The sequence below is a fragment of the Variovorax frigidus genome (assembly GCF_051216515.1).
Lineage (GTDB): Bacteria > Pseudomonadota > Gammaproteobacteria > Burkholderiales > Burkholderiaceae_C > Variovorax.
The window spans coordinates 96234-118200 of record NZ_JBPJZF010000005.1 but is presented as its reverse complement, the minus strand read 5'-3'; the positions used below and the strand labels follow the sequence as shown (position 1 = coordinate 118200).

21 protein-coding genes are annotated in these 21967 nt (G+C 62.3%); 12 read left to right on the top strand and 9 right to left on the bottom strand.

The features are described from left to right. The first annotated feature begins 41 nt into the window (after window positions 1-41). From ACSFBC_RS15755 to ACSFBC_RS15745, 3 genes are all read left to right on the top strand, one after another. Window positions 42-1025 (top strand): alpha/beta hydrolase, encoded by a 984-nt coding sequence (locus ACSFBC_RS15755; RefSeq protein WP_435511286.1) that lies wholly within the window; start codon window positions 42-44, stop codon window positions 1023-1025. Beyond that, window positions 1022-2008 (top strand): Bug family tripartite tricarboxylate transporter substrate binding protein, encoded by a 987-nt coding sequence (locus ACSFBC_RS15750; RefSeq protein WP_435511285.1) that lies wholly within the window; start codon window positions 1022-1024, stop codon window positions 2006-2008. Before ACSFBC_RS15755 ends, ACSFBC_RS15750 begins: the two co-directional genes overlap by 4 nt. A gap of 309 nt (window positions 2009-2317) precedes the next feature. Further along, a complete protein-coding gene (locus ACSFBC_RS15745) occupies window positions 2318-3118 on the top strand; it encodes a hypothetical protein (protein ID WP_435511284.1) in 801 nt (266 codons plus the stop codon). A gap of 458 nt (window positions 3119-3576) precedes the next feature. Here the strand turns inward: ACSFBC_RS15745 and ACSFBC_RS15740 are convergent, their stop codons facing one another. After that, a complete protein-coding gene (locus ACSFBC_RS15740) occupies window positions 3577-5091 on the bottom strand; it encodes an ATP-dependent nuclease (RefSeq protein WP_435511283.1) in 1515 nt (504 codons plus the stop codon). 197 nt (window positions 5092-5288) lie between these two features. After that, window positions 5289-5891 (bottom strand): hypothetical protein, encoded by a 603-nt coding sequence (locus tag ACSFBC_RS15735; protein ID WP_435511282.1) that lies wholly within the window; start codon window positions 5889-5891, stop codon window positions 5289-5291. A gap of 188 nt (window positions 5892-6079) precedes the next feature. On the opposite strand from ACSFBC_RS15735, the gene ACSFBC_RS15730 reads away from it, so the two are divergent. The 5 genes from ACSFBC_RS15730 to ACSFBC_RS15710 all read left to right on the top strand — a co-directional run bounded on the left by ACSFBC_RS15730 (window position 6080) and on the right by ACSFBC_RS15710 (window position 7926). Continuing rightward, window positions 6080-6442 carry a helix-turn-helix domain-containing protein gene (locus ACSFBC_RS15730; RefSeq protein ID WP_435511281.1) on the top strand — a complete coding sequence of 121 codons (363 nt, stop codon included), beginning with the start codon at window positions 6080-6082 and terminating at the stop codon, window positions 6440-6442. Continuing rightward, window positions 6439-6996 (top strand): ImmA/IrrE family metallo-endopeptidase, encoded by a 558-nt coding sequence (locus ACSFBC_RS15725; RefSeq protein WP_435511280.1) that lies wholly within the window; start codon window positions 6439-6441, stop codon window positions 6994-6996. Before ACSFBC_RS15730 ends, ACSFBC_RS15725 begins: the two co-directional genes overlap by 4 nt. 164 nt (window positions 6997-7160) lie before the next feature. Next, the gene (locus ACSFBC_RS15720) at window positions 7161-7283 is read left to right on the top strand and encodes a hypothetical protein (RefSeq protein WP_435511279.1); all 123 of its coding nucleotides are present in this window, start codon (window positions 7161-7163) and stop codon (window positions 7281-7283) included. A gap of 116 nt (window positions 7284-7399) precedes the next feature. Then, the gene (locus ACSFBC_RS15715; RefSeq protein WP_435511278.1) at window positions 7400-7603 is read left to right on the top strand and encodes a hypothetical protein; all 204 of its coding nucleotides are present in this window, start codon (window positions 7400-7402) and stop codon (window positions 7601-7603) included. 56 nt (window positions 7604-7659) lie between these two features. After that, window positions 7660-7926: a hypothetical protein gene (locus tag ACSFBC_RS15710; protein WP_435511277.1), complete on the top strand. Its 267-nt coding sequence runs from the start codon at window positions 7660-7662 to the stop codon at window positions 7924-7926. A 976-nt stretch (window positions 7927-8902) separates the two neighbouring features. Here ACSFBC_RS15710 and ACSFBC_RS15705 read toward each other — a convergent pair. Next, on the bottom strand, window positions 8903-9892 hold the full coding sequence (locus tag ACSFBC_RS15705) for a GTP pyrophosphokinase (protein WP_435511276.1): 990 nt from the start codon (window positions 9890-9892) through the stop codon (window positions 8903-8905). After that, window positions 9889-10986 carry a nucleoid-associated protein gene (locus ACSFBC_RS15700; RefSeq protein ID WP_435511275.1) on the bottom strand — a complete coding sequence of 366 codons (1098 nt, stop codon included), beginning with the start codon at window positions 10984-10986 and terminating at the stop codon, window positions 9889-9891. Before ACSFBC_RS15700 ends, ACSFBC_RS15705 begins: the two co-directional genes overlap by 4 nt. 524 nt (window positions 10987-11510) lie before the next feature. On the opposite strand from ACSFBC_RS15700, the gene ACSFBC_RS15695 reads away from it, so the two are divergent. Continuing rightward, window positions 11511-11801, top strand: a complete 291-nt coding sequence (locus tag ACSFBC_RS15695; RefSeq protein WP_183026119.1) for a co-chaperone GroES — start codon at window positions 11511-11513, stop codon at window positions 11799-11801. Window positions 11802-11852: 51 nt separating this feature from the next. Continuing rightward, window positions 11853-13505, top strand: a complete 1653-nt coding sequence (groL, locus tag ACSFBC_RS15690; RefSeq protein WP_435511274.1) for a chaperonin GroEL — start codon at window positions 11853-11855, stop codon at window positions 13503-13505. Between the two features lie 473 nt (window positions 13506-13978). On the opposite strand, the gene ACSFBC_RS15685 is transcribed toward groL, so the two are convergent. Next, window positions 13979-15943, bottom strand: coding sequence for a metallophosphoesterase family protein (locus ACSFBC_RS15685; RefSeq protein ID WP_435511273.1), 1965 nt, complete (start codon window positions 15941-15943; stop codon window positions 13979-13981). A gap of 432 nt (window positions 15944-16375) precedes the next feature. Here ACSFBC_RS15685 and ACSFBC_RS15680 point away from each other — a divergent pair, with 432 nt between their 5' ends. After that, window positions 16376-16801, top strand: a complete 426-nt coding sequence (locus tag ACSFBC_RS15680) for a hypothetical protein (protein WP_435511272.1) — start codon at window positions 16376-16378, stop codon at window positions 16799-16801. Between the two features lie 130 nt (window positions 16802-16931). Here ACSFBC_RS15680 and pgi read toward each other — a convergent pair whose 3' ends face one another. Both pgi and tal read right to left on the bottom strand, forming a co-directional pair. Then, window positions 16932-18485 (bottom strand): glucose-6-phosphate isomerase, encoded by a 1554-nt coding sequence (gene pgi, locus ACSFBC_RS15675; protein WP_435511271.1) that lies wholly within the window; start codon window positions 18483-18485, stop codon window positions 16932-16934. Further along, on the bottom strand, window positions 18482-19432 hold the full coding sequence (gene tal, locus ACSFBC_RS15670) for a transaldolase (RefSeq protein WP_435511270.1): 951 nt from the start codon (window positions 19430-19432) through the stop codon (window positions 18482-18484). The genes pgi and tal overlap by 4 nt, the downstream gene beginning before the upstream one ends. 105 nt (window positions 19433-19537) lie before the next feature. Between tal and ACSFBC_RS15665 the strand changes: the two genes are divergently transcribed. Next, window positions 19538-20224, top strand: coding sequence for a lipocalin family protein (locus tag ACSFBC_RS15665; RefSeq protein ID WP_435511269.1), 687 nt, complete (start codon window positions 19538-19540; stop codon window positions 20222-20224). Here the strand turns inward: ACSFBC_RS15665 and ACSFBC_RS15660 are convergent. Beyond that, entirely contained in the window at window positions 20221-20856 is a 636-nt protein-coding gene (locus tag ACSFBC_RS15660; RefSeq protein ID WP_435511268.1) for an HAD family hydrolase, read from the bottom strand. The two genes, ACSFBC_RS15665 and ACSFBC_RS15660, sit on opposite strands and share 4 nt — an antisense overlap. A gap of 44 nt (window positions 20857-20900) precedes the next feature. Then, complete coding sequence (locus ACSFBC_RS15655; RefSeq protein ID WP_435511267.1) at window positions 20901-21962, bottom strand: ABC transporter ATP-binding protein; 1062 nt, start codon at window positions 21960-21962, stop codon at window positions 20901-20903. Window positions 21963-21967: the final 5 nt, after the last annotated feature.

Sequence of the window (21967 nt, the reverse complement as noted above, 5' to 3'; positions counted from 1 at the left end):
CCCGGCTGCCTAACATTTCACTCCCATCGCACTGCCAGCCCATGTCCCAGATCATTCTCAAGTCCATCAAAAGCCGCCATCTTGGGGGCTCGGATCGCGTTCTCTCTGGCGTCGCAGTGACCGAACGCGAAGTCGTGTTGGGCGGAGGGGCGAGGGCGGTGGACTTGAACGGCACTTACAGCGTCGGTCAGCTTTACGTGACCGAGTACCGGTTGGCCAGCCCTCGGCATCCCTGGCCTGTGCTGTTATGGCATGGCGGCGGCATGACGGGAGCGCAGTGGGAAGCCACGCCCGACGGCCGAACCGGCTGGCTATGGCGACTGTTGCAAGCCGGATTCGACGTGCTGGTTTCCGACGGTCCCGAGCGTGGACGCGCTTCCTGGGCAATGGTGCCGCAAATCTTCGAGCAACCTCCTTTGTTTCGCACCAAAGAGGATGCCTGGTCGGTTTTTCGCCTGGGTCCGGCGGGTGGCTATCACGCCAACCTGGCGCAACGCCGCGCATTTACGCCGCAGCAGTTCCCCGTCCACGCGTTCGACGCCTTCGCCCGCCAGTTCGTACCGCGCTGGACGGGCCACGATGACATGGCCCTCGCGGCCTATCAGGCCCTGGTGGAGCAGACAGGCCCCTGTTTTCTGATTGGCCACAGCCAGGGCGGAGGCTATGCCGCGCACATCGCGCGCCGCTGCCCCGGACTGGTTCGTGCCGTGGTTGCCGTGGAGCCCACCGGCGTGCCGGTGGATGCCGCCCTGCCAGTGGCGCCGCACCTCGTGGTCTGGGGCGACCACTTCGAGGCTCATGCGCTTTGGCGCCACTACCGCAGTCAGGCCGAGCACTACTGGCAGCAATTGATCGCGCGGGGCCAGATTGGCCACACGCTCGACCTGCCTGCGCAGCAGATCCTTGGCAATTCGCATTTCTGCATGTCCGATCGCAACAGCGATGACATCGCTGACCTCGTCGGCGATTGGCTGGCCCACCAGTCTGCAGCCCCTCATTCGGCTATAGGAGATAAAGCACCATGAAAGCAAGCCACCGGAAGTTCTTGATCGCCGCGCTCAGCACCGTCTGCGTCGCGGTGGTCACGCCCGCTGTCCAGGCGCAACCGCGCTACCCCGACCAGCCCATCCGCTTGGTCGTGCCCTTCCCGCCTGGCGGCACCGCCGACGTGATCGGTCGCCTGTTCGCCCAGCAGCTCGGGCAGGAACTCAAGGTCAGCATCATTGTGGACAACAAGGGCGGTGCCGGCGGCAGCATCGGCACGCGCGCCGTTGCCGATGCACGACCCGACGGTTACACCTTGCTGCTGGCATCTTCCAGCACCCACGGCACCAATCCCGCCGTGTATCAGAAGCTGCCTTACAGCCCGGTCGAGGGCTTCACCCCGATCACCCAGATCGTCACCGTACCGGGCACTCTCAGCGTCAACAAGAATGTCAAGGTCGCCAATCTCCAGGAACTCATCGCGCTGTCCAAAGCGCAGCCGGACGCGCTGAGCTATGCATCTTCCGGCGCGGGCGGTCTCGGCAATCTGGCGATGGAACTGCTCAAATCGCAATCCGGCGCGCACATCCTGCACGTCGCCTACAAAGGCGCCGGCCCAGCATTCACTGATGTGATAAGTGGTCAGGTCGCCATGATCTGGGAGCCGCTGCCATCATCCCTTCCCTACATCAAGTCCGGCCAGTTGCGACCGCTGGCTGTGGCGTCGCGCACCCGTTCGCCAGAGCTGCCCGACGTGCCCACCTTCGAGGAAGCCGGCATTCGGCCCTATGACGCAGTGGCATGGAACGGCCTCCTTGCACCGCGCGGCCTGCCCGCGGATATCACGAAAAAGCTGCATGCCGCCTCGGTCAAGGCCCTTCAGGACCCCAAGCTTCAGGCCCGTCTGAAAGAACTGGGAGGCACCGTGGTGGCCAACACGCCGGCGCAGTTCGAGCAGGTGATCCGCACCGACGTGGCGAAGTGGAAGCACGTTGCGGCCGAGGCGCGTATTTCTTTGGACTGAACGCTGACGTGGCGGGCGCCGATGGCGCAAACCAGTTCGCGTCGGGTCCCACGAGGCCGGACGAGGCCCGCACTGCTCCACCGCGTTGTCTCTGCATGCCCGGTGTCGATGGTCAGCTCATGTTGAATCGGTGTTCCTGCTCGATCAAGCACATACCCACATACCGCACGCCAAGGCACGACAACTTGAACTGCTTGGTCACGTTACCTTGAATCCCCCGGCACTTTTTTCAACTCACTTTGAATTTTCCGTCCCTCGCGCTGGCCGGCTGCGGCAGATCTCGCGGCATCCGCCACCTAAAATAGATCCATGAATGCAATCAATCCGAACTTCGGCCGCGCAATGACGCACGAGGAATATGCTAACGAGTGGTCGACCTCAGCCGCCCACTTCGCGGCAAACGGGCATTACACATGGATGGCGCAACAATTGGGTGATGCACCGACTGCTATAGAAATCGGCTGCGGCTCCGGCGCCAGCACTTTGAGCTTGGTCAAAGCTGGATGCCGCATCCTGTGCGTCGAAGAAAACGCGCCGATGATCGACAAGGCATTGGAGTATCTTCAAATGAGCGGCATTGCCGCAGAGCGCATCGATGCGCGCGAAATGCGCACCATCGACTGGGCCAACGGCCCTGCGGTTCGGATCGCTCACATCAATGTATTTGACCCCGCGCTATCGGACTGCCTTCCACGCGATGTAGACGCTCTTGTGTGCTGGCTCACCGGTGCACGGCCTGGCGCTATTGCGGAGCAGCTCGGCAAGATGCATGTCGATTTTGATGGCAGCGAGATGCCCGCCTACCGCCTGCGGTTGCAAGCCGCCTGCTACACCCTTGGTCGCATAGTTCTCAAACCGGGCGGCGTCGTTCACTTCGTTGACCGGGTGGGGATGCGGTCGTGGAGTGACAAGGATGCAATGCGTGAGCACTTGATGGCGGTGCATTCCGAGATGGCTGGCGCCGGCTATGCCGTGACGAAATACGCGACTTTCTTGCGGCGCATCGACGACAAGGCTCTGAGCTCATCGAACATCAAGTACGTGGCACCGCCGATGGCGCGTAACGCTGGCGCAACGGCCTTTGGCTCAGTACGGGCTGCGCTCACCTGACCTACGCAGAAACGACGCTTGCCGCGTGGATCTTCGCGGGACGGTGACGCGTCCGCAGAAACAAGCGCAGCGCCTAACATCCCACCGAACAACTCCCCGTTTCGTCGAGCTAGTCGAGCGCGATGCCGCTGCGATCCGTTAGAACATCCGAACCGGCGCCCGGGCGTGGACGGCGGCGAGTCTAGCCACGCCACTTTAGCTGCGTGCTCACGTCAGCCGTTTTAGCCTCTGCGGTCCAGCAGCAGCAGCGCGATTCGATACCCATCTTGCTCCACAGCTCCATGGATGTTGGCTGGAGTGAACCCGTACGGGTGGACCACGGGGTCATGCGAACTAAGCCGCTTTCCGAGCAAATTGGATTCGAATTCGTCTGGCGGAAGTGGGCTGCTGCCGGAATCGTGGACATCGATTTAGGCTTCTTGAGTTCTCGAACTGTATCGAAGTCCCGTTTCGAACGTTCACTGTAGCCGTGCTTCCATTCGGCGCAGGCTCGCGATGATCTCTGAAGCGGAAACTTCAAACTCCCTTGTGCCCCGCGCGACATCGTCCGCGAACCACTGGAGCACCGACAAGAGCAGCTCTTTCTTGGCACGGCGCTTCTCCTGTCTGTCTGCAATGCCAAGAACGGTGTCAACAGTCTCCTGAAATACGGAAGGATAGTAACGCTCAAAATCCTCTTGCCCGAAGGTCTCAAAGCTCCCCTGGGGCCAGGTGGGAAAGTCCCTGCGCAATTTAAGAACGGTCTCGTTGCCCGGAGCGTCCCCATCTACACGAACCCAGCAACGCCCGGTATAGGCAGCTTCCAAGTGCGTGAAGAGGACTAGCCTGTGCAGATCATGGAAGGCCGGCTCTACACCAGCGATGCCGCGCGCCGAGATCGTGCGCACGCGCGTCATTCGTGGTGCAAAGTGCGGTATCAGACATTCGATGATGACGCGCTCCGCCGAAGCCTCCTCAAGCACTAGCCAGCCATCCCAGAGATCAAAGTCGGAGAGCTCATAGCCGAGGTTTCGCAGAACTTCGAGACGCGCGCTCGCTGTGTTTTCCACGAGTGATATCTCCGAGACGGGGGGGAGCTGTCCTCGCGGCGCGGTGATGTTAAAGAGTCTGCACCCCTGCAGGGACCCCAAGTGGCGAACGACGATGCTCGAGTGTGTGGAGACAAAGAACTGGTTGCGCTGGGAACTCACCTTGATCAGTTCGAGTAGCGCCTTTAGTGCGGCCGGATGCAAATCGTTTTCAGGTTCCTCAATCAGGAAAACCTTCCCCTGCGCGGTCGCCAAGTCCGAGAGGAAGCCAACGATGTTGGGCACACCCTCTCCCATTTGGCTCATCGGCAGCGTGGTTTGCTCGTCGATGTAGACACCGGCCTCCTGGCCGCCATCAGCGGAGATGGCCGTAACCACAAATCCCAAGATCTCTTGGCACGCGTCGCTGTATGCTGCGTAGCCAGGGAAGTGAGGGTTCGCCAGCCTCGAAAGTTTCGCGGACAGATGCTCCAGACTACCCGATATGGCTCGGACGGCGGGGAGGCTCACATCCCGGCTGTAGATCACGGTCTTACGCTTCGAATAGAAGGGGATGATCAGATGATCCGGGTCTCGATTGGGAATTTGACCGAAGCCCTGCTGTGCGCCACCAGTCAGCCCGAGAGTCAGGCTGACGCTTCCCGAGCTCCGCTCTGCGTTGGCTTTAAGTTCGACCACGGCGACTCCCGTATCCGCCACAACAGTCGGCACGGCGAGGGCCTTTGCTGTTATGCCAGCGAGACCGATGCGAATGACCGCCTCGGTATGGGCCAATCGGACATCAGACGGCGACACCGAGTTCTGCTGCAACAGATGAAGCGCCTTGAGAATCGTGGATTTTCCGGAATTGTTTGCCCCCAGTAGCACGTTCATCGATGAGAACTCGATGGAACCGAGGTCCGCGAAAGACCGAAACGCGTGGATGGCCAGACTCGTTATGTGCATCCTGTCTCCAGGCAGGTGTTGGCGCCAAAGCGCGGTGCAAGGCGGACGTACAAACTTGCATTGATGATGCATCATGCCTCCTTCTTGATTGGTGCTAGCAGATCGGCCGTTTGTCCGCCCTCATGGAAATTTCCGGCATGGCTTAAACCACGGAGCTGCTGGTCAAGGTAGACAGCAGGACTGAGACGATGCGGAGGCTATTCCAGCATCTCACTCAAATCGATGGCAGCTCCTGCGACACCGGGTTCCCTCTGACTCTCAAGCCACGTGCTGAGTTGATGCCTGTTTCTCAGCGCGTCCAAAGCTGCGCTCACTCGTGCGGCGCGATCCTCAGCGGCCGAGGCACGCTTGGCAGAAACCAGGTTTGCCGACCACAGTTGCCTTAGCGCCATCTCAGAATAGGAAAGCTCACGTTGCACGGTCAGAAGGTCGCGGAGCAACTCAGGCGGCACGTCTTTGCTGAGCAGGGTTTGAAAGCTAGAGAGCAAATTGACGACGCGTTCAGTTCGAAGCCGGAATGGCTTGCCAACATTACTGCGAAGATTTCTCGCGATGTACAGCATCGTCTGTGCCGCCTCATCGCAAGCGAGGTAGCAGGACCTCACAAGCGCCAGACGAATCTCAGTCTGGCCCCGAAGTTCGGCCTGCCTGAGCTTCCGCTGCTGCCGTTCAGAGATCCAGACGGCAGCAACGATCGCCGCGACAGAGAAGATCGCCTGAGCCCAGCCGGACCACTCTGACTTGGTCATGCAAAAAGGCCACCAATCGAGCCACAAGAAGCAAAACTCGGGAACGGTCATTCAAAGCCTGTGCACACGCGACATGACGTCCCGGCAAAACATGGGAAGCGCTGAGTCTAGCCATTGCGGCCCACGCGGAGCCTGTGGAATGCGAAGGCTCTTGCGCATAAATTTACCTTTGTGGTTAAATATCGAAACTAAAATCAGAACACTCCACACGGCAGCTGCAAACCACAAGGACCTAGACCATGGCACTCACAGATTTTGGAAAAGCGATTCGCAAGGCGCGAATCGACACCGGCGAGACGCTCGGCTCGATGGCAGACGCCTTGGGCGTAACCGCGGCCTTCCTCAGCGGAATCGAGACCGGCCGGAAAAAGGTCCCTGCCGACCTGGTTGGCCGAGTTCGCTCTTACTTTGCTACGCGCAGCGTTCACGTTGGCAACCTTGAACAACTTGCTGATGTAGCAAATAAGACAGTCCCCATCGATGGACTGTCGCCGCAGCACCAGATGCTCGTGGCTGGATTTGCGCGCTCCTCGATGGACGCGGAGACGCTTGAAAAAATGGCCGCCCTGCTGTCGGCTTCGGAAGGAGGGAAAAAGACATGACCGCTACACCTGAACCCTACCAACTTCGCGGCCACATCGTCCCGCCGCGACGGGTGGTCGACATTCGTCAAGCGGCTGAGGGAGTCCGCGGCTTCCTCAAATTACCCGACGGGAAGGTCGACCTCGAGCCTTTTCTCGAATCACTTTCTCAATACGGATTGACGGTCGACGTCATGGAGGACGACGACTTCACTTTGATGATGGCAGGCGTAGAAGCAGTGTGCATTCCGGAAACCGCCACCATCATGCTGACGAGTCAGACATACCAAGCCGCTCGCCGCAACGATCCGCGCACCCGGTTCACTATCTTCCACGAACTTGGGCACTTCATGCTGCAGCACACCAAGACGCTGCCTCGCAAAAACGTGGAGGCCAAGGCATACATCGATTCTGAGTGGCAAGCCGACCAGTTTTCAGCCGAGATGACCATGCCGCTGAAGGTCATCAAAGCTCGATCACTTCTCACAGCGACGAAGGTGGCGGGATTTTTCGGAGTATCAATCCCTGCCGCTCAGTATCGGCTGCGACAGTTGCAAAGGCAGCAAGCGCTATGAAAAAAGGCCACGAAGTGCGTCTAACACTTCGCGGCCTCCGGTGAGGTGAATAAGGGTCTACCAAACCACCTGCACACATGTCTTGGGGAAGACGCCGGAGTTTAATCGCTTCGGGGTGTGCGGGACAAGCCAAAACCCTTTGGTCTTCAGATTGGAGGACAGAAATGTCACACCATTCCATGAAGAGCGTGTTCGTGCGCGCCTACCCCCGCTTTCGTCTTGGTCGCTGGGAAGACGTTTGCCAGCACTGGCGCTCTCAGCCCGGCCAGCTGCCGCTGTTCGCGTAGGCCCGCAAGAGGCGGGAGCGCCCGACCTTTGGAGGTCGGTGTCCGACTGTCCGGTAGTCGGAAGGGGCCGAGGCATCCGCCTTGGCCATTCTTCAACCGAATGAGGAGCCAAAAAAATGGCAAAGACACCTTCGAATCATGGCAAGAGCTGGTCAGCTGGCGACGTCAAGCAACTGAAAACTCTCGCGGCTGGCAACACGCCGACGCGGGTGATCGGTCTCAAGATGGGCCGCAGCGAGAGTTCCGTGCAGTCCAAAGCAAGTGTTGAAAAGGTTTCATTGAAACCCACAAATCAATCGCCGTACGGCACGCACAAGTAAGTCACTCGCCGACCGTCGCACAGCGATGGTCGGCACTTCACTTTTAAGGAAAGATCATGAAAAAACGCGCACCCAACCCCTTACGCTGCTTGATACCTGCATTATTTGGGGTCGTTCCGCTCATCGGGGCCATGCTCTGGTATCACCTGATGAGCATCGTGCACAGCATGGCAAAACTGCCAAATCCCGAGCTATCGACGGTGATCGGCTATTTGGTCGCCATCTCTGCCGTTGTGGGCATGTTCATTTCGCTGTACCGCACATGGGCAGACTACGTACGTGGCGACTATTATTTCGACTTGGCCGAATCCCGAGGATGGTGAGCGACTTATGTCGTCACCTTGATGCCCCCTGGCCACGCCAACAATTCCGTGGATCAGTTTCTGCCTCGTGCGGGGTTAATCGCTCCGAAGCATCGGGTGATCAGCGCTGCTGCATCAGCGTCACCGGTAGCTGGTAGAAGGCACATGAGCGGCTAGTGCTTGTGTCGATCCTCGGGATCCATCGGCGGAAGCCCAGCTCGTTTCCGCAGAGCGTTGAAGTCGGCCCAAAGAGCCGACCTGATCTCGTCGCGGCTTACGGAGACCTCATCGTCAAAAAGCCATAGTAGTTCTGCACCGCGTGTATCGAAGGTGACGACGGCGTACTCAAGCCAGCTGTCGTATCCCTCTGGCAAGGGGGGAACCCTGTTCTTCTCAGGCATTGCATCTCCTGTAAATTAAAGAGCAGGTGGCGCCGGGGCTTGACGCTTTACGGCAGCGCTGTCGGCGCAACGGAGCACCTTGCATGAGGCTCCCGGGGCATCTGGAGCCCCAAGCCATCGCCCCCTACAAGCCAAGTAAACCCGCTAGGCTTCGGCAGAATCTTGGCAATGCCAGTCGCCAACCCCGTGTTGAACACGTTGATGCCTCCCAGGGCGCTACCCCAACGGGTGGCGATGCAAACCACGATGTAGGCCATTCGCCTCCTCAACTTGTTAGCCTGTATTGCCGATGGCTTCAGTGAGCGGCTGGCGGATGTCTACACATGGTTCACGCGATTCCTGCATGGAACCGGGGCATCGACGGACAAGCGACACCTGAGTCTGCTTAAGCTCTTCACCGGGCGAAGGCGTAGGCTTCCTCAGTAGAGCGGACCGCGGCCACGCGAGACGGTGATCGCCCGGTTTCGGCGGCAGCTGTCATTCGGCTGCCGAGCTTGAGCGACAGCAGCCAGTCTGAAGCGGACCCAGAGCTATTGGCACCGACTGTCAGCTGGTAGCCCTGAGCGCTCAACTCACGAAAGCAAGCTCACGCGTCATCAGTTGAACTTTTTTCCCAGATCGGCGAAAACCTTTGCTAGATCATCCGATTCGATTGGCCAGTGCTCTCGGGTCCGAGCAGGCATCGTCTCCGCTAGGAAGTAGGCCAAGAGCACTGCAGGTTGATTGAAGAAATGGCGTTGGCCCTTCTGCTCTTTGATCCTGTCAAAGATATAGCTCTTGGTGGTGAGCAAGTCGTTGATTCGAGCTGCCGCGTCTTGCGGTAGCAGTTCCATGAATGCATCAACCACGAGTTGGTTGGAGCGCTCCTGTCCGGGTTCAATACCGGTGCCTCTTTTGTATGCCTGGCTCAGGTAGTCCAGTAGCTGCCACTGAGGCTCGCTGGCACTGGTGAGGTCTTCCATGGCGCGCACAAAGAACTCGTCCGTGGCCTCAATGAGGGCCATGCTCTTGGCGACGGTGCGTCGTACCGAAGGCTTGGCGGTTGTCTTGGGCTTGTAGAGCGTGTCGTGGGTGAGTTCGCTGTGAGCGTGCTGCAACAGCGTGCGGATCTGAACCTCGCACGCAAGGCCTTCGGGAAGATCGACACCATCGATGGAAAGGCCTGCCTTGGATCGCAAGACATAGTGAACGGACTGGTAGGAGAACTCAAGGGGCTTGGCTAGCCGCTCTTCTTCGTAATCCTTGTCTTTGGTTTGAGACCAAAAGACTTCGCACTCGGGGCTCTCGATGATGGAGCCGAACCTTGTGATGTGACTTGTCAGCAGCACCACGTACCGCATTCCCAACTTGTCAGTAATTTCCTCGTACGGGTTTTTGTAGGGCTTGTTGCGATAAAGCGCCTTGTCGATCAGGCTGGTGTCGCCTTTGAGGCGAGGCACCATAGGCACTTTCAAGAAGTAGTCCAAGGGTGCGGGAGCAATGGCAGGGACTAGTCGCCCTTCAATTTCCCGCGCGATGAGTTTTGCCCAAGCCCGATATAAAGGCTTGTCAGCTTCCCATCGCGTGAGGATGTCTTGCTCGTTCACTCTTGGTCTCTGATGTGATCTCGCACTGTGATCTTGGTCCACTTCGGCACGTTGCCGTGCTCATCAGCATCACCATCGATGGTTTCAATCCGCACGTAGTTCTCGAACTGGTCCGCAGGGGCCGTCAGCTTGATGTCATGGCCAAAAGTTAGCTTGCGGAGTCGCAGTTGGCTTTGTACTTCTGACAGGTCCTTGTGGATAGCAGTTTCGGGGAAATTCTTCTGCTCCATATAGGCTGTGTAAGCGTCCTGGAGGGCCGCATCCCCCAAGTAGTTCTGCGAAAAGGCGTCCACCTGTATTGTGGCTGACTGATCCGTTTTGAGATACGTCGTCAGAGCATTGAGGAGGTCGATCTTCTTTTCAGTATCGACATTGGCATTGCGGATGAAATCCTTGGTCAGTGCGTGGAACTGCTTAGTCTGGAATGCACTATTAGATGGGAATTCCAAACCCAAGAAGCTCTCGTAAAAATACTGGGCCGCAGAGAGCTTGTTACCTTGAGTGATCAGGTCATCGAACAGGAAGGCCTTCCAGCCATTGGTGGGCTGTTGGACGGTGGCAGCGGCCTGATCAGCGCGCAGGAATGCGCCGATCTTGTAGAGCTTGGCCTGCGGCGTGAGGATAAGGTCCTTGATGTACTCCAAGGTGAGATTCTGACCGGCCTGCCGCTTCGTGAAGCCGCCATGAGGTTCAGCCTTGATCACGCACATAAATGATCTGGAGGGATTGCCGCAAGTGCCTTCAATCACCACGACGATGCCGCCGGGGATCGTGCGATTGCTCTGAGCTACGGCCAGCTTGCTCGCGATGTTCTGGGAGAGGTTGACGAACCGAACATCGTTGCCTTGCGCTTCGACGATCTCTTTTGCCCTGTTCCAAGTGCTGTCGGCCCCGTTGTCTCGAATCGACATCTCAACGCCGTGCGACGATTTTCCAAGGGCATTGGTGATACGAGCCTGCAGCGCATCCCGAGCATCCTGCGGGAGTTCGAGAAGTTGGCCGCCATAGTTGGGCGGAACTAGTGCTTTATCTGCTCCACGCGCAAATATCTCATGGATGATCAGGCGGCCAATCGAGAGATTCTCAAAGGACATATGCGGCTCATTTTTCTTGCTTGGGAACGACACACAAAGTCGCACCATCGTTACCAATCGTAGCAACATATGCGGGCAGCAGGCAGCGGTTCCCCCTACTGCGAAGCGGTGCGTATGCGGAAAGTGGCAGTGCGGGCCGCGCGGGCCAACTTGCGTGGGGCCGCGTTCGACCAGTCTGAAGCCGGCATTGGACCTGTCGTACTCAACTCCGCTCAGCCCCCGCTCGCCTGTCGCCGTCGCAGCATCCACGTGCTACGCACTGGCACGGTCAAGCGGCGAGCGGCAATGGTCACTCCGGCACCCGAGTTCAAGCTAAGCTGCAAAAAATTCAAGGTGTCCTGAAAATCGACACCCGGCAATGTTTCGCACCCAGACTGGGTCCGCCCTTGAAACCTCACCAAAAGCCCGTATCATTAGCACTCGCCAAGACCGAGTGCTAACAACGCGCTTTCCAGGCGATGGGGTACCCGGCCTGTGGCCGACGCCCCGACAACCCCCGTTTCTATATCCCTCCAGGAGATGCAATGAACCTTCGTCCTTTGGCCGATCGCGTGATCGTCAAGCGTGTTGACAGCGAAACCAAAACCGCCTCTGGCATCGTCATCCCCGACGCAGCCGCCGAGAAGCCCGATCAAGGCGAAGTCCTGGCCGTGGGCCCGGGCAAGCGCAACGACAAGGGCGAACTGATCGCCCTGACCGTCAAGGTCGGCGACCGCGTTGTGTTCGGCAAGTACAGCGGCCAGACCGTCAAGGTCGGCGGCGACGAGCTGCTGGTCATGAAGGAAGACGACCTGTTCGCGGTTGTCGCGAGCTGAGTCTCTCCTTTCCTTCTTTCCATTCATTCAATCCATTCGGAGTAATTCAACATGGCAGCAAAAGACGTCGTCTTCGGCGGCGAAGCCCGCGCACGCATGGTCGAGGGTGTGAACATCCTGGCCAACGCAGTCAAAGTGACCCTGGGCCCCAAGGGCCGCAACGTGGTGCTCGAGCGTTCGTTCGGCGCCCCCACGGTGACCAAGGACGGTGTGTCCGTCGCCAAGGAAATCGAACTCAAGGACAAGCTGCAGAACATGGGCGCCCAGCTCGTGAAGGAAGTGGCTTCCAAGACTTCGGACAACGCCGGTGACGGCACCACCACCGCGACCGTGCTGGCCCAGGCCATCGTTCGCGAAGGTTTCAAGCTGGTGGCTGCCGGCATGAACCCGATGGACCTGAAGCGCGGCATCGACAAGGCTGTCACGGCCCTGGTCGCCGAGCTGAAGAAGGCTTCGAAGCCCACGACCACGTCGAAGGAAATCGCTCAAGTCGGCTCGATCTCGGCCAACAGCGACGAAACCATCGGCAAGCTCATCGCTGACGCGATGGACAAGGTCGGCAAGGAAGGCGTCATCACCGTCGAAGACGGCAAGTCGCTGGACAGCGAACTCGACGTCGTCGAAGGCATGCAGTTCGACCGCGGCTACCTGTCGCCCTACTTCATCAACAACCCGGAAAAGCAATCGGCGATTCTGGACAACCCCTTCGTGCTGCTCTACGACAAGAAGATCAGCAACATCCGTGACCTGCTCCCCACGCTGGAACAAGTCGCGAAGTCGGGCCGTCCCCTGCTGATCATTGCCGAAGAAGTCGAAGGCGAAGCCCTGGCGACCCTGGTCGTGAACACGATCCGCGGCATCCTGAAGGTCGTGGCTGTGAAGGCCCCTGGCTTCGGCGACCGCCGCAAGGCCATGCTGGAAGACATCGCCATCCTGACGGGCGGCAAGGTCATCGCTGAAGAAGTCGGCCTGACGCTCGAAAAGGTGACCCTGGCCGACCTCGGCTCGGCAGCCCGCATCGAAGTCGGCAAGGAAAACACGATCATCATCGACGGCGCTGGCGCTGCCGGTGACATCGAAGCCCGCGTCAAGCAAGTGCGCGTGCAGATCGAAGAAGCTTCGAGCGACTACGACCGTGAAAAGCTGCAAGAGCGCGTGGCCAAGCTGGCCGGCGGCGTGGCAGTGATCAAGGTCGGCGCTGCCACCGAAGTCGAAATGAAGGAAAAGAAGGCTCGCGTCGAAGACGCCCTGCACGCCACCCGCGCTGCAGTGGAAGAAGGCGTCGTGGCTGGCGGCGGCGTGGCGCTGCTGCGTGCCAAGCAAGCTGTGGGCGACTCGGTCAAGGGCGACAACGCCGACCAGGACGCCGGCATCAAGCTGGTGCTCAAGGCCGTCGAAGCGCCCCTGCGCGAAATCGTGAACAACGCCGGTGGCGAAGCTTCGGTGGTGGTGAACGCTGTGTTGGCCGGCAAGGGCAACTTCGGCTTCAACGCCCAGAACGACACCTACGGCGACATGCTCGAGTTGGGCATCCTGGACCCGACGAAGGTCACCCGCACCGCACTGCAGAACGCCGCTTCGGTGTCCTCGCTGCTGCTGACGACCGAAGCCATGGTCGCTGAAGCACCGAAGGATGAAGCTGGCGCCGGCGGCGGCATGCCCGACATGGGTGGCATGGGCGGCATGGGCGGCATGGGGATGTGATTGGCTCGCCCCCCGAGGCTGCGCGGCACTTCGTGTCGCCTTGCCCTCCCCCTACCGGGGGCAACACCTGCGGCCCGGCGAAGCCGGTTCCGCGGTGTTCCACGAATGGGGGCGAACTGATTGCGGTCTTCCCGACCCGAAAGCCCTGCAGCGAAAGCTGCAGGGCTTTTTTCATTTCACCATGGCGTCAGCACCGGATCGGGCTGACGTTCGTTGAAGCGCGCCACAGCGAGTTTCCCTGGGGAACCAGCGGATTCGCCATCACCCGGTGCTTTCCGCAACCTGGCCGAGGTCTGGGGCGACCGGCCTGACGCCCTCTCCTGCCGACATGCTCCAAGCCCTGCGGCGTTGTCCGGGTCTACGGCGGGAGCCTTCGACAAAATCGTTGCAGGTGATCACCCCGTCGGAGCGCTGGCACCGTGCAAACTCCCCGGGGTCACGCGACGCGGACATGCCGCGTGGCCGTGATCGGCTTACGGCCTGGCAATGATGGCGAACCGGCCATCCTGGTTCAGCCGCGCCCAATAGGTCGATGCCTGTGCGTCGTAGCCGACGACGACGGTGGATGCACCGCAGGATGCATCGACATCACCCGGCAACGTGGTGAGATAGGCGCTTTGGTAGGCGGCTTTGCTCACACAGGTGGGCGTGGTCAGGGCGATCCACTTGCCGGAAGAAGCGTCGTACCTGGCCAGCACGGTATCGGCAACGGATCGATCTTTGGGCAGCGAGAACTCAAGCACGTAGCTGTCGCCGGTCTTGTCGTTCTCCAGTGCCCATCCTCTCTTGGCGTGCGCAGGCAGCCTGACCGGGACCTTGCCCCCTTCCGTCCCGTCGCCCAAGCTGCCGGCAAGACCCGTTGCCGTCTGCATGTCCTTGGGCCGTCCATAGGCATCGATGTAGGTCCCATCCTGACCGACGATCCCGCTGACGAGCAATTGATCGGAGAGGGTGTCCACACCGGCAGCCTTCCAGTTCAGCGACACCAGTTTCTTCAAGTCGATCGTGGTGCCGCGCACTTCGACCTCCTCGTCCGGCGTGCCCTCGTTGACGACCCGGGCGCGTTGGCTGTTGTTCAGGTTCGGGCTGAAGCTCTCGTCGCGGATGAACATGTAGCGGTACATCATCGATTCCATTTCCCGATTGCTGCTCGCGAAGGAGTAGCCCGGCGTGGCGCTCATCGCGCGCGTGCGCGTGTCATGTCGGTTGAAGGTGTCGTTGCGGCCGTCGAGCAGGCGGGCGCGGCTGCCTCCGGCGGATGTGCATGCGCTGGTGCGGTAGGACGAATCGTAGAGGCCGTTTCGCTGCACGTGCGCCGGCACACTGGTCGGATACACGACCTTCTCGCAACGGTCCTTGGTGCGGACGAAGCGATCCATCATCTTCCATTCGGGCGTTGCCAGTTGCTGGGGCGCATCGGTGTTGCTGAACACCGAATGGGTCACGTAGTACGAGCGGTAGTCGATGGCAGGCCCGGTGATCTCGAAGATCGAAGCATTGGCATCGATGCTTCCCGTCGCCTCGTTCTGTACCTTCAACATCAGCATGCTCTGGATACGCTCGTGCTCGCCGAAACGGGTTTCGTAGCCCTTGTAGGCCGAATTGCCGGAGACGATCTGCGTGAAGGCCAGGTCGTTGTCGTCCCGCACGACGCTGCGCGAATAGTGATGCTCGTGGCCTGAAACATAGATCACGTCGTGTGCGGCCAGCAGCTTGCGGTATTTGTCGTAGGCGTCGCGAAACTTCACGTCGTTGACGATGGAGATGCTGCCGTCGACGATGTTCTCGCGCACCAGGCCATAGCGATTGCCGGCGAACGAGTTGTGCGTCTGCAGGATGATGTGATCCACCTTCGGGCCGTGCTTGGTCACCATGGCCTCGACGAAATCGTAGGCCCGTTCCATCCAGCCGTAGGAAATATTGATCAACAGCACGTTGTCGCGCACCACCACGTAGTTCTTGTTGCGCGACCCAGGCATGTGCTCGGCATCTGCCGGGATGAACGACTCCACGGTGTCGTACCAGTCCTGGTCGATCCCCTTGGGGTCATGGTTGCCCATGATCGGAAGGATCGTCATCTTGCTTCGGTATTTTTCGGCCATCTCGCGCCAGAGCTTGTATTCGCTCGCCGTGCCGTTCTCGACCAGGTCGCCGACGGCCAATACGACGTTGACGCCAGACTTCTCGTACAGATCGAGGATGGCCTTCATCGGATGCAGCGCGACGCCCGATTCGCTGCCCTGGGTATCGGGAAGGATGCCGATGCGCAGCGTGGTGGCGGCCGGCGTGGCGGGGGGCGCCGGCGTGGTGGGTGGCGTGGACGGCGCACTGGCCGGCGGCAGGGTAGGAGAGGCGACCCCGCCTCCGCCACCTCCGCCGCCGCAAGCGGCCACCGTCAGCAGCGCCATCAGCGACAACGCGCCAACACTCTTTTTCATGCCACGCATACCTGTTGCTCCAATTCAAAGAGCGTCACGCTATCGGGGCGTCGTGTCAGGAAAATGAATCAAAATGTACGGGAGCCCCCTTGACTCGGCGCGTCGACGCCGAGGGCGTTCAGGGCCGGCGCTCACCTTGTCGATGATCCCTTGCCGCCAGCTCGCACAGCGCCCGGCTTCCTTGCTCGTGAATCTGGACTCCGAACCACAGGCCGTGACGCCATGGGGTACAGCGTGTGCCATTGCGGGTACCCGGGCCCGGTGCAAGAACTTCCGTACCAGAAGCCCGTGCAACGTGTCGCCGCCCCGGTCGGCAACCCACCGCCGCCTGGGGCCGTCACGGGTTTGCCTTTTGATCCCGCGAGACTTGGTCAGGGTTATCCCGCATGCACGGGCCGACTCCCTCCAACAACTCGCCGCAAGGAACCCATCATGAAGATCTCGCAACTTGCCCTCGCCGCCACGTTCGCGGTGCTCGCCGTCACCGCCGTCCAGGCCCAGCCATCCGTCGGCCGCAACCGCGCGGAAGTCGATGCTGAAGCCGTCGCTGCCGCCCACGCACCGAACCAGAACGTGACCCGCGGTTCGCGCGGTGCCGATCCGTTCGTTTCCTCGGCCAACTCCGAAGCCGTGTACAAGCAAGCCGTGGACACCGCCCACGCGCCGAACCAGAACGTGACGCGCGGCTCGCGCGGTCCGGACCCGTTCACCTCGCAACGCGACCCGGCCCAGGTCTACCAGGAAGCCATGGCCGCCGCCGCCGCACCCGACCAGAACGTGACCAGCGGCTCGCGCGTGAACAGCAAGGTCGTCTCGACCATGCAGAACCCGGTGCTGCAGTCGGCTCAAGGCAAGTAAGCAAGTAGCAAGGGCGGCGGGGCCGCGCCGCCCGGCTCAGGCAGAAGTCGACGACCACGTCCGCAAGCTACACGCAGCGGGCGAAAGAAAAGCCGCTGTCGCGGCCTTCCTTGTGCGGAGCGGAAGAGCGTCAGCGCAGGCGCTGCAGCAGCCCCGCGGTCGACGGGTCGAGCCCCGCCACGTCGCCCGAGGCCAGCCGTGGTTCGATGTCGCGCGCCAGCACCTTGCCGAGCTCCACGCCCCACTGGTCGAAGCTGTTGATGCCCCACAGCGCGCCGCTGGTGAACACGCGGTGCTCGTACAGCGCGAGGAAGGCGCCCAGGGAGGCCGGCGTGAGCTGGTCCAGCACGAAGAAGGTGCTGGGCCGGTTGCCTGGAAAATTCTTGTGCCCGCCTTCGTCCGCCTTTCCGACCATCAGCGCCTGCGCCTGCGCCAGCGCATTGGCCAGCAGCTTGGGGTGGTGCCCTTCGAGATCGTGCGTGGCCTCGCGCACCGCGACGAACTCCAGCGGGATCACGTCGGTGCCCTGATGCAGCATCTGGAAGTAGGCGTGCTGGCCATTGGTGCCGGGCTCGCCCCACAGCACCGGCGAAGTGCCGAAGGGCAGCGGCGCGCCGCTCGCGTCGACCTGCTTGCCGTTGCTCTCCATCTCGAGCTGCTGCAGGTAGGCCGGCAGCCGCTTGAGCGCGCTGTGGTAGGGCGCGATGCTGCGGCTCGTGAAGCCGTGGAAGTTGCGGTACCAGACGTCGAGCAGTCCCAGGCGCACCGGCAGGTTCTGCGCCAATGGCGCGGTGCGGAAATGCTCGTCCATCGCGTGCGCGCCGGCCAGCATCTCGCGAAAGCCGTCGGCGCCGATCGCCAGCGCAATCGGCAGGCCGATCGCCGACCACAGCGAGTAGCGCCCACCGACCCAGTCCCAGAAACCGAAGGTCTTCTCGATGCCGAAGGCGCGCGCCGCCTCGACGTTGGTGGTGAGCGCGGCGAAGTGCCGCGCCACGTCGACACTGCCCGATTGCGTGAACCAGCGCTTGGCCGACTGCGCATTGGCCAGCGTCTCGGCGGTGGTGAAGGTCTTGGATGCGATGACGAACAGCGTGTGCTCGGGCGCCAGGCCCTTGAGCACGCCGGCCAGCTCGTGGCCGTCGACGTTGGAGACGAAATGGAAGCGCTTGCCCGGCGCGGTGAAGGCATCGAGCGCCAGCACCGCCATCTGCGGGCCGAGGTCGGAGCCACCGATGCCGATGTTGACCACGTCGGTGATCGTGTGGTCCGAGCGCACCGCCTCGGCGTACGCGAGCATCGCGTCGAGCGTGGCATGCACCTCGGCCAGCTCGGCCTTGCACGTGGTCACCGCATCGGCCGGCGCGCGCAGCAGGAAATGCATCACGGCCCGGTCTTCGGTGCCGTTGATCGGTTCGCCGGCGAACATCGCGTCGCGGTGCGCTTCGAGGCCGGACTCGCGCGCCAGCGCCAGCAGCAGGTCTTCGGTGCGCGCATCCATCCGGTTCTTCGACAGGTCGGCGAAGACGTGCGGCGCGGATTCGCTCAGCGCCTCGAAGCGCGCCGCGCCCTCGGCGGCAAAGGCCGTGCGCACGTCGAAGTCACGGCCGGTTTCGGCGTAGTGCGCCTGCAGCTGCTTCCAGGCCGCGGTGCGATCGCAACGCACGCCCGTGCGGGCGCTCATTGCGCCTCCATCAGCTTCTCGAGCTTCACCGCGTCGACGGCGAAGGCACGGATGCCCTCGGCCAGCTTCTCCGTCGCCATCGCGTCCTCGTTGAGCGCGAAGCGGAAGGCCGGCTCGTCGAGCACCACGCGCGGGATGTCGCGCGCCTTGGCGGCTTCGGCGTCGAGCGCATGGGACAGCGGCGCGTCGGTGGCGGCCAGTTCGGCCAGCAGGTCGGGGCTGATGGTCAGCAGGTCGCAGCCCGCGAGCGCGGCGATCTGGCCGATGTTGCGGAAGCTCGCGCCCATGACCTCGGTCGCGATGCCGTGGTGCTTGTAGTAGTCGAAGATCTGACGCACCGATTGCACGCCGGGGTCGTTGGCACCGGCGCTGGCGGCTTCGTTCCAGGCGCTGCCGGCGGACTTCTTGTGCCAGTCGTAGATCCGGCCGACGAAGGGCGAGATCAGTTTCACGCCGGCTGCGCCGCAGGCCACGGCCTGGGCGAAGGAGAACAGCAGCGTGAGGTTGGTGTGGATGCCCTTCTGCTCCAGCTGTTTCGCGGCCTCGATGCCTTCCCAGGTGGCGGCGATCTTGATCAGCAGCCGCTTCTCGGGGTCGATGCCCTCGGCGCGGTACAGCGCCACGATGCGGTCGGCGCGCGCCAGCGTGGCGGCGGTGTCGAAGCTCAGGCGGGCGTCGACTTCGGTCGACACGCGGCCGGGCACCAGCGACAGGATCTCGGTGCCGAAGCGCACCAGCAGCCGGTCGATCACCTCGTCCACCGGACGGCCCTTGTGGGCGTGCACGGCCTCGTCGAGCAGCGGCCGGTAGTCGGGCTTCTGCACGGCCTTGAGGATCAGCGACGGGTTGGTCGTCGCGTCCTGCGGCTTGAACTGGGCAAGCTGATGAAAGTCACCGGTGTCGGCAACCACGGTGGTCCATTGGCGAAGGGCATCGAGTTGGTTCATGCGAAACATTATCCCGCCGCAAAACTACAGACCGTGTGGTCCATGGCTGACGAAAGGGCCCAGAAGGCACGCTTAGGGTCAAGGGCTGCTTTTATGGAGAGTCCCATGCCGCTTCGCCCTCCCCGCGCGCCTTCGGTGCCCACCGCCTTCGACGACCGCCGCTTCAGCGCCTCGGTCGGTACCCTGGCCACCGCCTTCCTCGTGGGCGGCGTGCTGGCGCTGGCGAGCTTCGGCGTGGCCCGCGCCGCCCGCGCTCATGCGCAGGTGCCGGCCGGTCCGGCCGATGGCGCGCCGCTGATGCGCGCGCCGCTGCAGGCCGTCGCACCGGTCGACATCAAGCGCTACGCCGGGCTGTGGCACGAGCAGGCCCGCCTGCCCAACCGCTTCCAGAAGAATTGCGCGGGGCCGGTGACCGCCGAATACACGCCCCTGGCCGACGGCACCGTGGAAGTGCGCAACCGCTGCATCCGCCCCGACGGCAATTTCGACGAAGCCGTGGGCAGCGCCCGTGTGGTGCCCATGGCGGGCCAGCCCGGCGCGGGCCGGCTCGAGGTGCGCTTCGCGCCGGCCTGGCTCAGCTGGCTGCCGGCGGTCTGGGGCGACTACTGGATCCTCAAGCTCGACCGCGACTACGAGGTCGCGCTGGTCGGCACGCCCGATCGCGACTACCTCTGGGTGCTGTCGCGCAACCCGGTGCTGGACGAAGCGGCGCTGCAGGTCGAACTCGACTACGCGCGCAGCCTGGGTTTCGACGTCGACAAGGTGGTGCGCACGGGCGCGCCGACGAACTAGGCAGACAGCAGCGACGGTACGAAGCGTGCCACCTGCGCCGCCAGGGCCTTGGGCGCGGTGCAGTGGATCGCGTGCCAGCCCAGCGCCCGCGCGGCCTCGACGTTGGCCGCGGTGTCGTCGATGAACAGCGTCTGCGCCGGGTCGAAAGCATGGCGCCAGGCCAGCATCTGGTAGATGTCGCTGTGGGGCTTGATGAGCTTCACGTCACCCGAGAAGATGCCGCCGTCGAACCATTCGAAGAAGGGCAGTCGCCGTTGCAGCGCGCGTGCATAGGGCACGGGCATGTTCGAGAGGTAGTAGAGCCGCACATCGGCCCCGGCCTCGCGCTGCGCGCGCAGGTCGGCCAGCAAGGCCACGCTCTCGGCGATCGGCTCCAGCCGCTCGCCCAGCGGCGCCACCATCGCATGCACCTCGCCGGCCGGCAGCGCGAGCCGGGCGGCGGTGCGCGCGACCACCTCGTCGACGCTGCGGATGCCACAGTCGAAGTCGAGCCAGTCGGCATGGTGGAAAAAGGCCTTGGCCAGCGCGCGGCCGGCTTCGGCAGTGGGGGCTCGCTCGGGAAAATGCGCCTGCAGCAGGCGGCCGGGCTCCCAGCCGACGAGCACGGCGCCCAGATCGAATACGACGTTCATGGCGCCATTGTTCCATGGCACCCTGACAGACCTGTCAGCCTGGCTCAGCCGCCGGGTACCACCGACACCCCATGGCGACCCAGTGTCAGCGTGGTCTGTGCGCCCGCCACAAGGGGCCGGGCCAGATCGGACGACACCACGAACACCGGCCCGATGGGCGTGTCGAAGCCGTATTCGTAGAAGCTGCCGAGGTAGGCGGCCTTGGTGCAGGTGGCGGGCAAGCCGCCGACCGGCCCGATCTGCCAGGCCTCGGGCCGCACCGCCACCTTGACCGCGCCGGCCGCCACCGCATGCGGCGGCGTGAGCATGAGCGGCCCCAGCGCCACACGCCCGTCGGGCTGCGCTGTGGCAGGGAACACGCTGGCCTCGCCCATGAAGCCGGCGACGAATTCGCTCTCGGGCCGCGAATACAGCTGCTGCGGCGTGCCGCGCTGCGCGATCACGCCGTGGTCCATCACGATGATCTGGTCGCTCACCGCCAGCGCCTCGCTCTGGTCGTGCGTGACATAGGCCACCGTGAGCTTCAGGCGCTGCTGCAGCATGCGGATCTCTTCCCGCATCTCGCGCCGCAAACGCGCGTCGAGGTTGGACAAGGGCTCGTCGAACAGCAGCACCGCCGGTTCGAGCACCAGCGCGCGCGCCAGCGCCACGCGCTGCTGCTGGCCGCCCGAGAGTTCGCTCGGCAGCCGGTGGTCGAATCCGACCAGGCCGACGCCCTTGAGCGCCTCGCGCGCACGGCGCCCGACCTCGTCCTTGGCGATGCCGCTCATGCGCAGGCCATAGCCCACGTTCTGGATCACGTCCATGTGCGGGAACAGCGCGTAGCTCTGGAACATCATGCTCACGTTGCGCTCCGCCGGGCCCAGCGTGGTCACGTCGCGCCCGCCCATCACGATCGCGCCCGAAGTCGGCGACTCGAGGCCCGCGATCATGCGCAGCGTGGTGGTCTTGCCGCAGCCCGACGGGCCGAGGATGGTGGTGAGCGTGCCGACCGGTACCTCGAAGCTGATGCCCTTGACGGCCAGCGGGGCCGAGGCGTCGCTGCCGTAGCGCTTGGTGACGTTGCGGAATTCGATGCCGTGGGTCAGGGTAGGAGTCGTCGTCATGTGTT

Bases quoted from the DNA above. Each gene is read 5' to 3' on its own strand.
- ACSFBC_RS15755 (WP_435511286.1), top strand. From the start codon at position 42: ATGTCCCAGATCATTCTCAAGTCCATCAAAAGCCGCCATCTTGGGGGC.
- ACSFBC_RS15750 (WP_435511285.1), top strand. From the start codon at position 1,022: ATGAAAGCAAGCCACCGGAAGTTCTTGATCGCCGCGCTCAGCACCGTC.
- ACSFBC_RS15745 (WP_435511284.1), top strand. From the start codon at position 2,318: ATGAATGCAATCAATCCGAACTTCGGCCGCGCAATGACGCACGAGGAA.
- ACSFBC_RS15740 (WP_435511283.1), bottom strand. From the start codon at position 5,091: ATGCACATAACGAGTCTGGCCATCCACGCGTTTCGGTCTTTCGCGGAC.
- ACSFBC_RS15735 (WP_435511282.1), bottom strand. From the start codon at position 5,891: ATGACCGTTCCCGAGTTTTGCTTCTTGTGGCTCGATTGGTGGCCTTTT.
- ACSFBC_RS15730 (WP_435511281.1), top strand. From the start codon at position 6,080: ATGGCACTCACAGATTTTGGAAAAGCGATTCGCAAGGCGCGAATCGAC.
- ACSFBC_RS15725 (WP_435511280.1), top strand. From the start codon at position 6,439: ATGACCGCTACACCTGAACCCTACCAACTTCGCGGCCACATCGTCCCG.
- ACSFBC_RS15720 (WP_435511279.1), top strand. From the start codon at position 7,161: ATGTCACACCATTCCATGAAGAGCGTGTTCGTGCGCGCCTACCCCCGC.
- ACSFBC_RS15715 (WP_435511278.1), top strand. From the start codon at position 7,400: ATGGCAAAGACACCTTCGAATCATGGCAAGAGCTGGTCAGCTGGCGAC.
- ACSFBC_RS15710 (WP_435511277.1), top strand. From the start codon at position 7,660: ATGAAAAAACGCGCACCCAACCCCTTACGCTGCTTGATACCTGCATTA.
- ACSFBC_RS15700 (WP_435511275.1), bottom strand. From the start codon at position 10,986: ATGTCCTTTGAGAATCTCTCGATTGGCCGCCTGATCATCCATGAGATA.
- ACSFBC_RS15695 (WP_183026119.1), top strand. From the start codon at position 11,511: ATGAACCTTCGTCCTTTGGCCGATCGCGTGATCGTCAAGCGTGTTGAC.
- groL (WP_435511274.1), top strand. From the start codon at position 11,853: ATGGCAGCAAAAGACGTCGTCTTCGGCGGCGAAGCCCGCGCACGCATG.
- ACSFBC_RS15685 (WP_435511273.1), bottom strand. From the start codon at position 15,943: ATGAAAAAGAGTGTTGGCGCGTTGTCGCTGATGGCGCTGCTGACGGTG.
- ACSFBC_RS15680 (WP_435511272.1), top strand. From the start codon at position 16,376: ATGAAGATCTCGCAACTTGCCCTCGCCGCCACGTTCGCGGTGCTCGCC.
- pgi (WP_435511271.1), bottom strand. From the start codon at position 18,485: ATGAGCGCCCGCACGGGCGTGCGTTGCGATCGCACCGCGGCCTGGAAG.
- tal (WP_435511270.1), bottom strand. From the start codon at position 19,432: ATGAACCAACTCGATGCCCTTCGCCAATGGACCACCGTGGTTGCCGAC.
- ACSFBC_RS15665 (WP_435511269.1), top strand. From the start codon at position 19,538: ATGCCGCTTCGCCCTCCCCGCGCGCCTTCGGTGCCCACCGCCTTCGAC.
- ACSFBC_RS15660 (WP_435511268.1), bottom strand. From the start codon at position 20,856: ATGAACGTCGTATTCGATCTGGGCGCCGTGCTCGTCGGCTGGGAGCCC.
- ACSFBC_RS15655 (WP_435511267.1), bottom strand. From the start codon at position 21,962: ATGACGACGACTCCTACCCTGACCCACGGCATCGAATTCCGCAACGTC.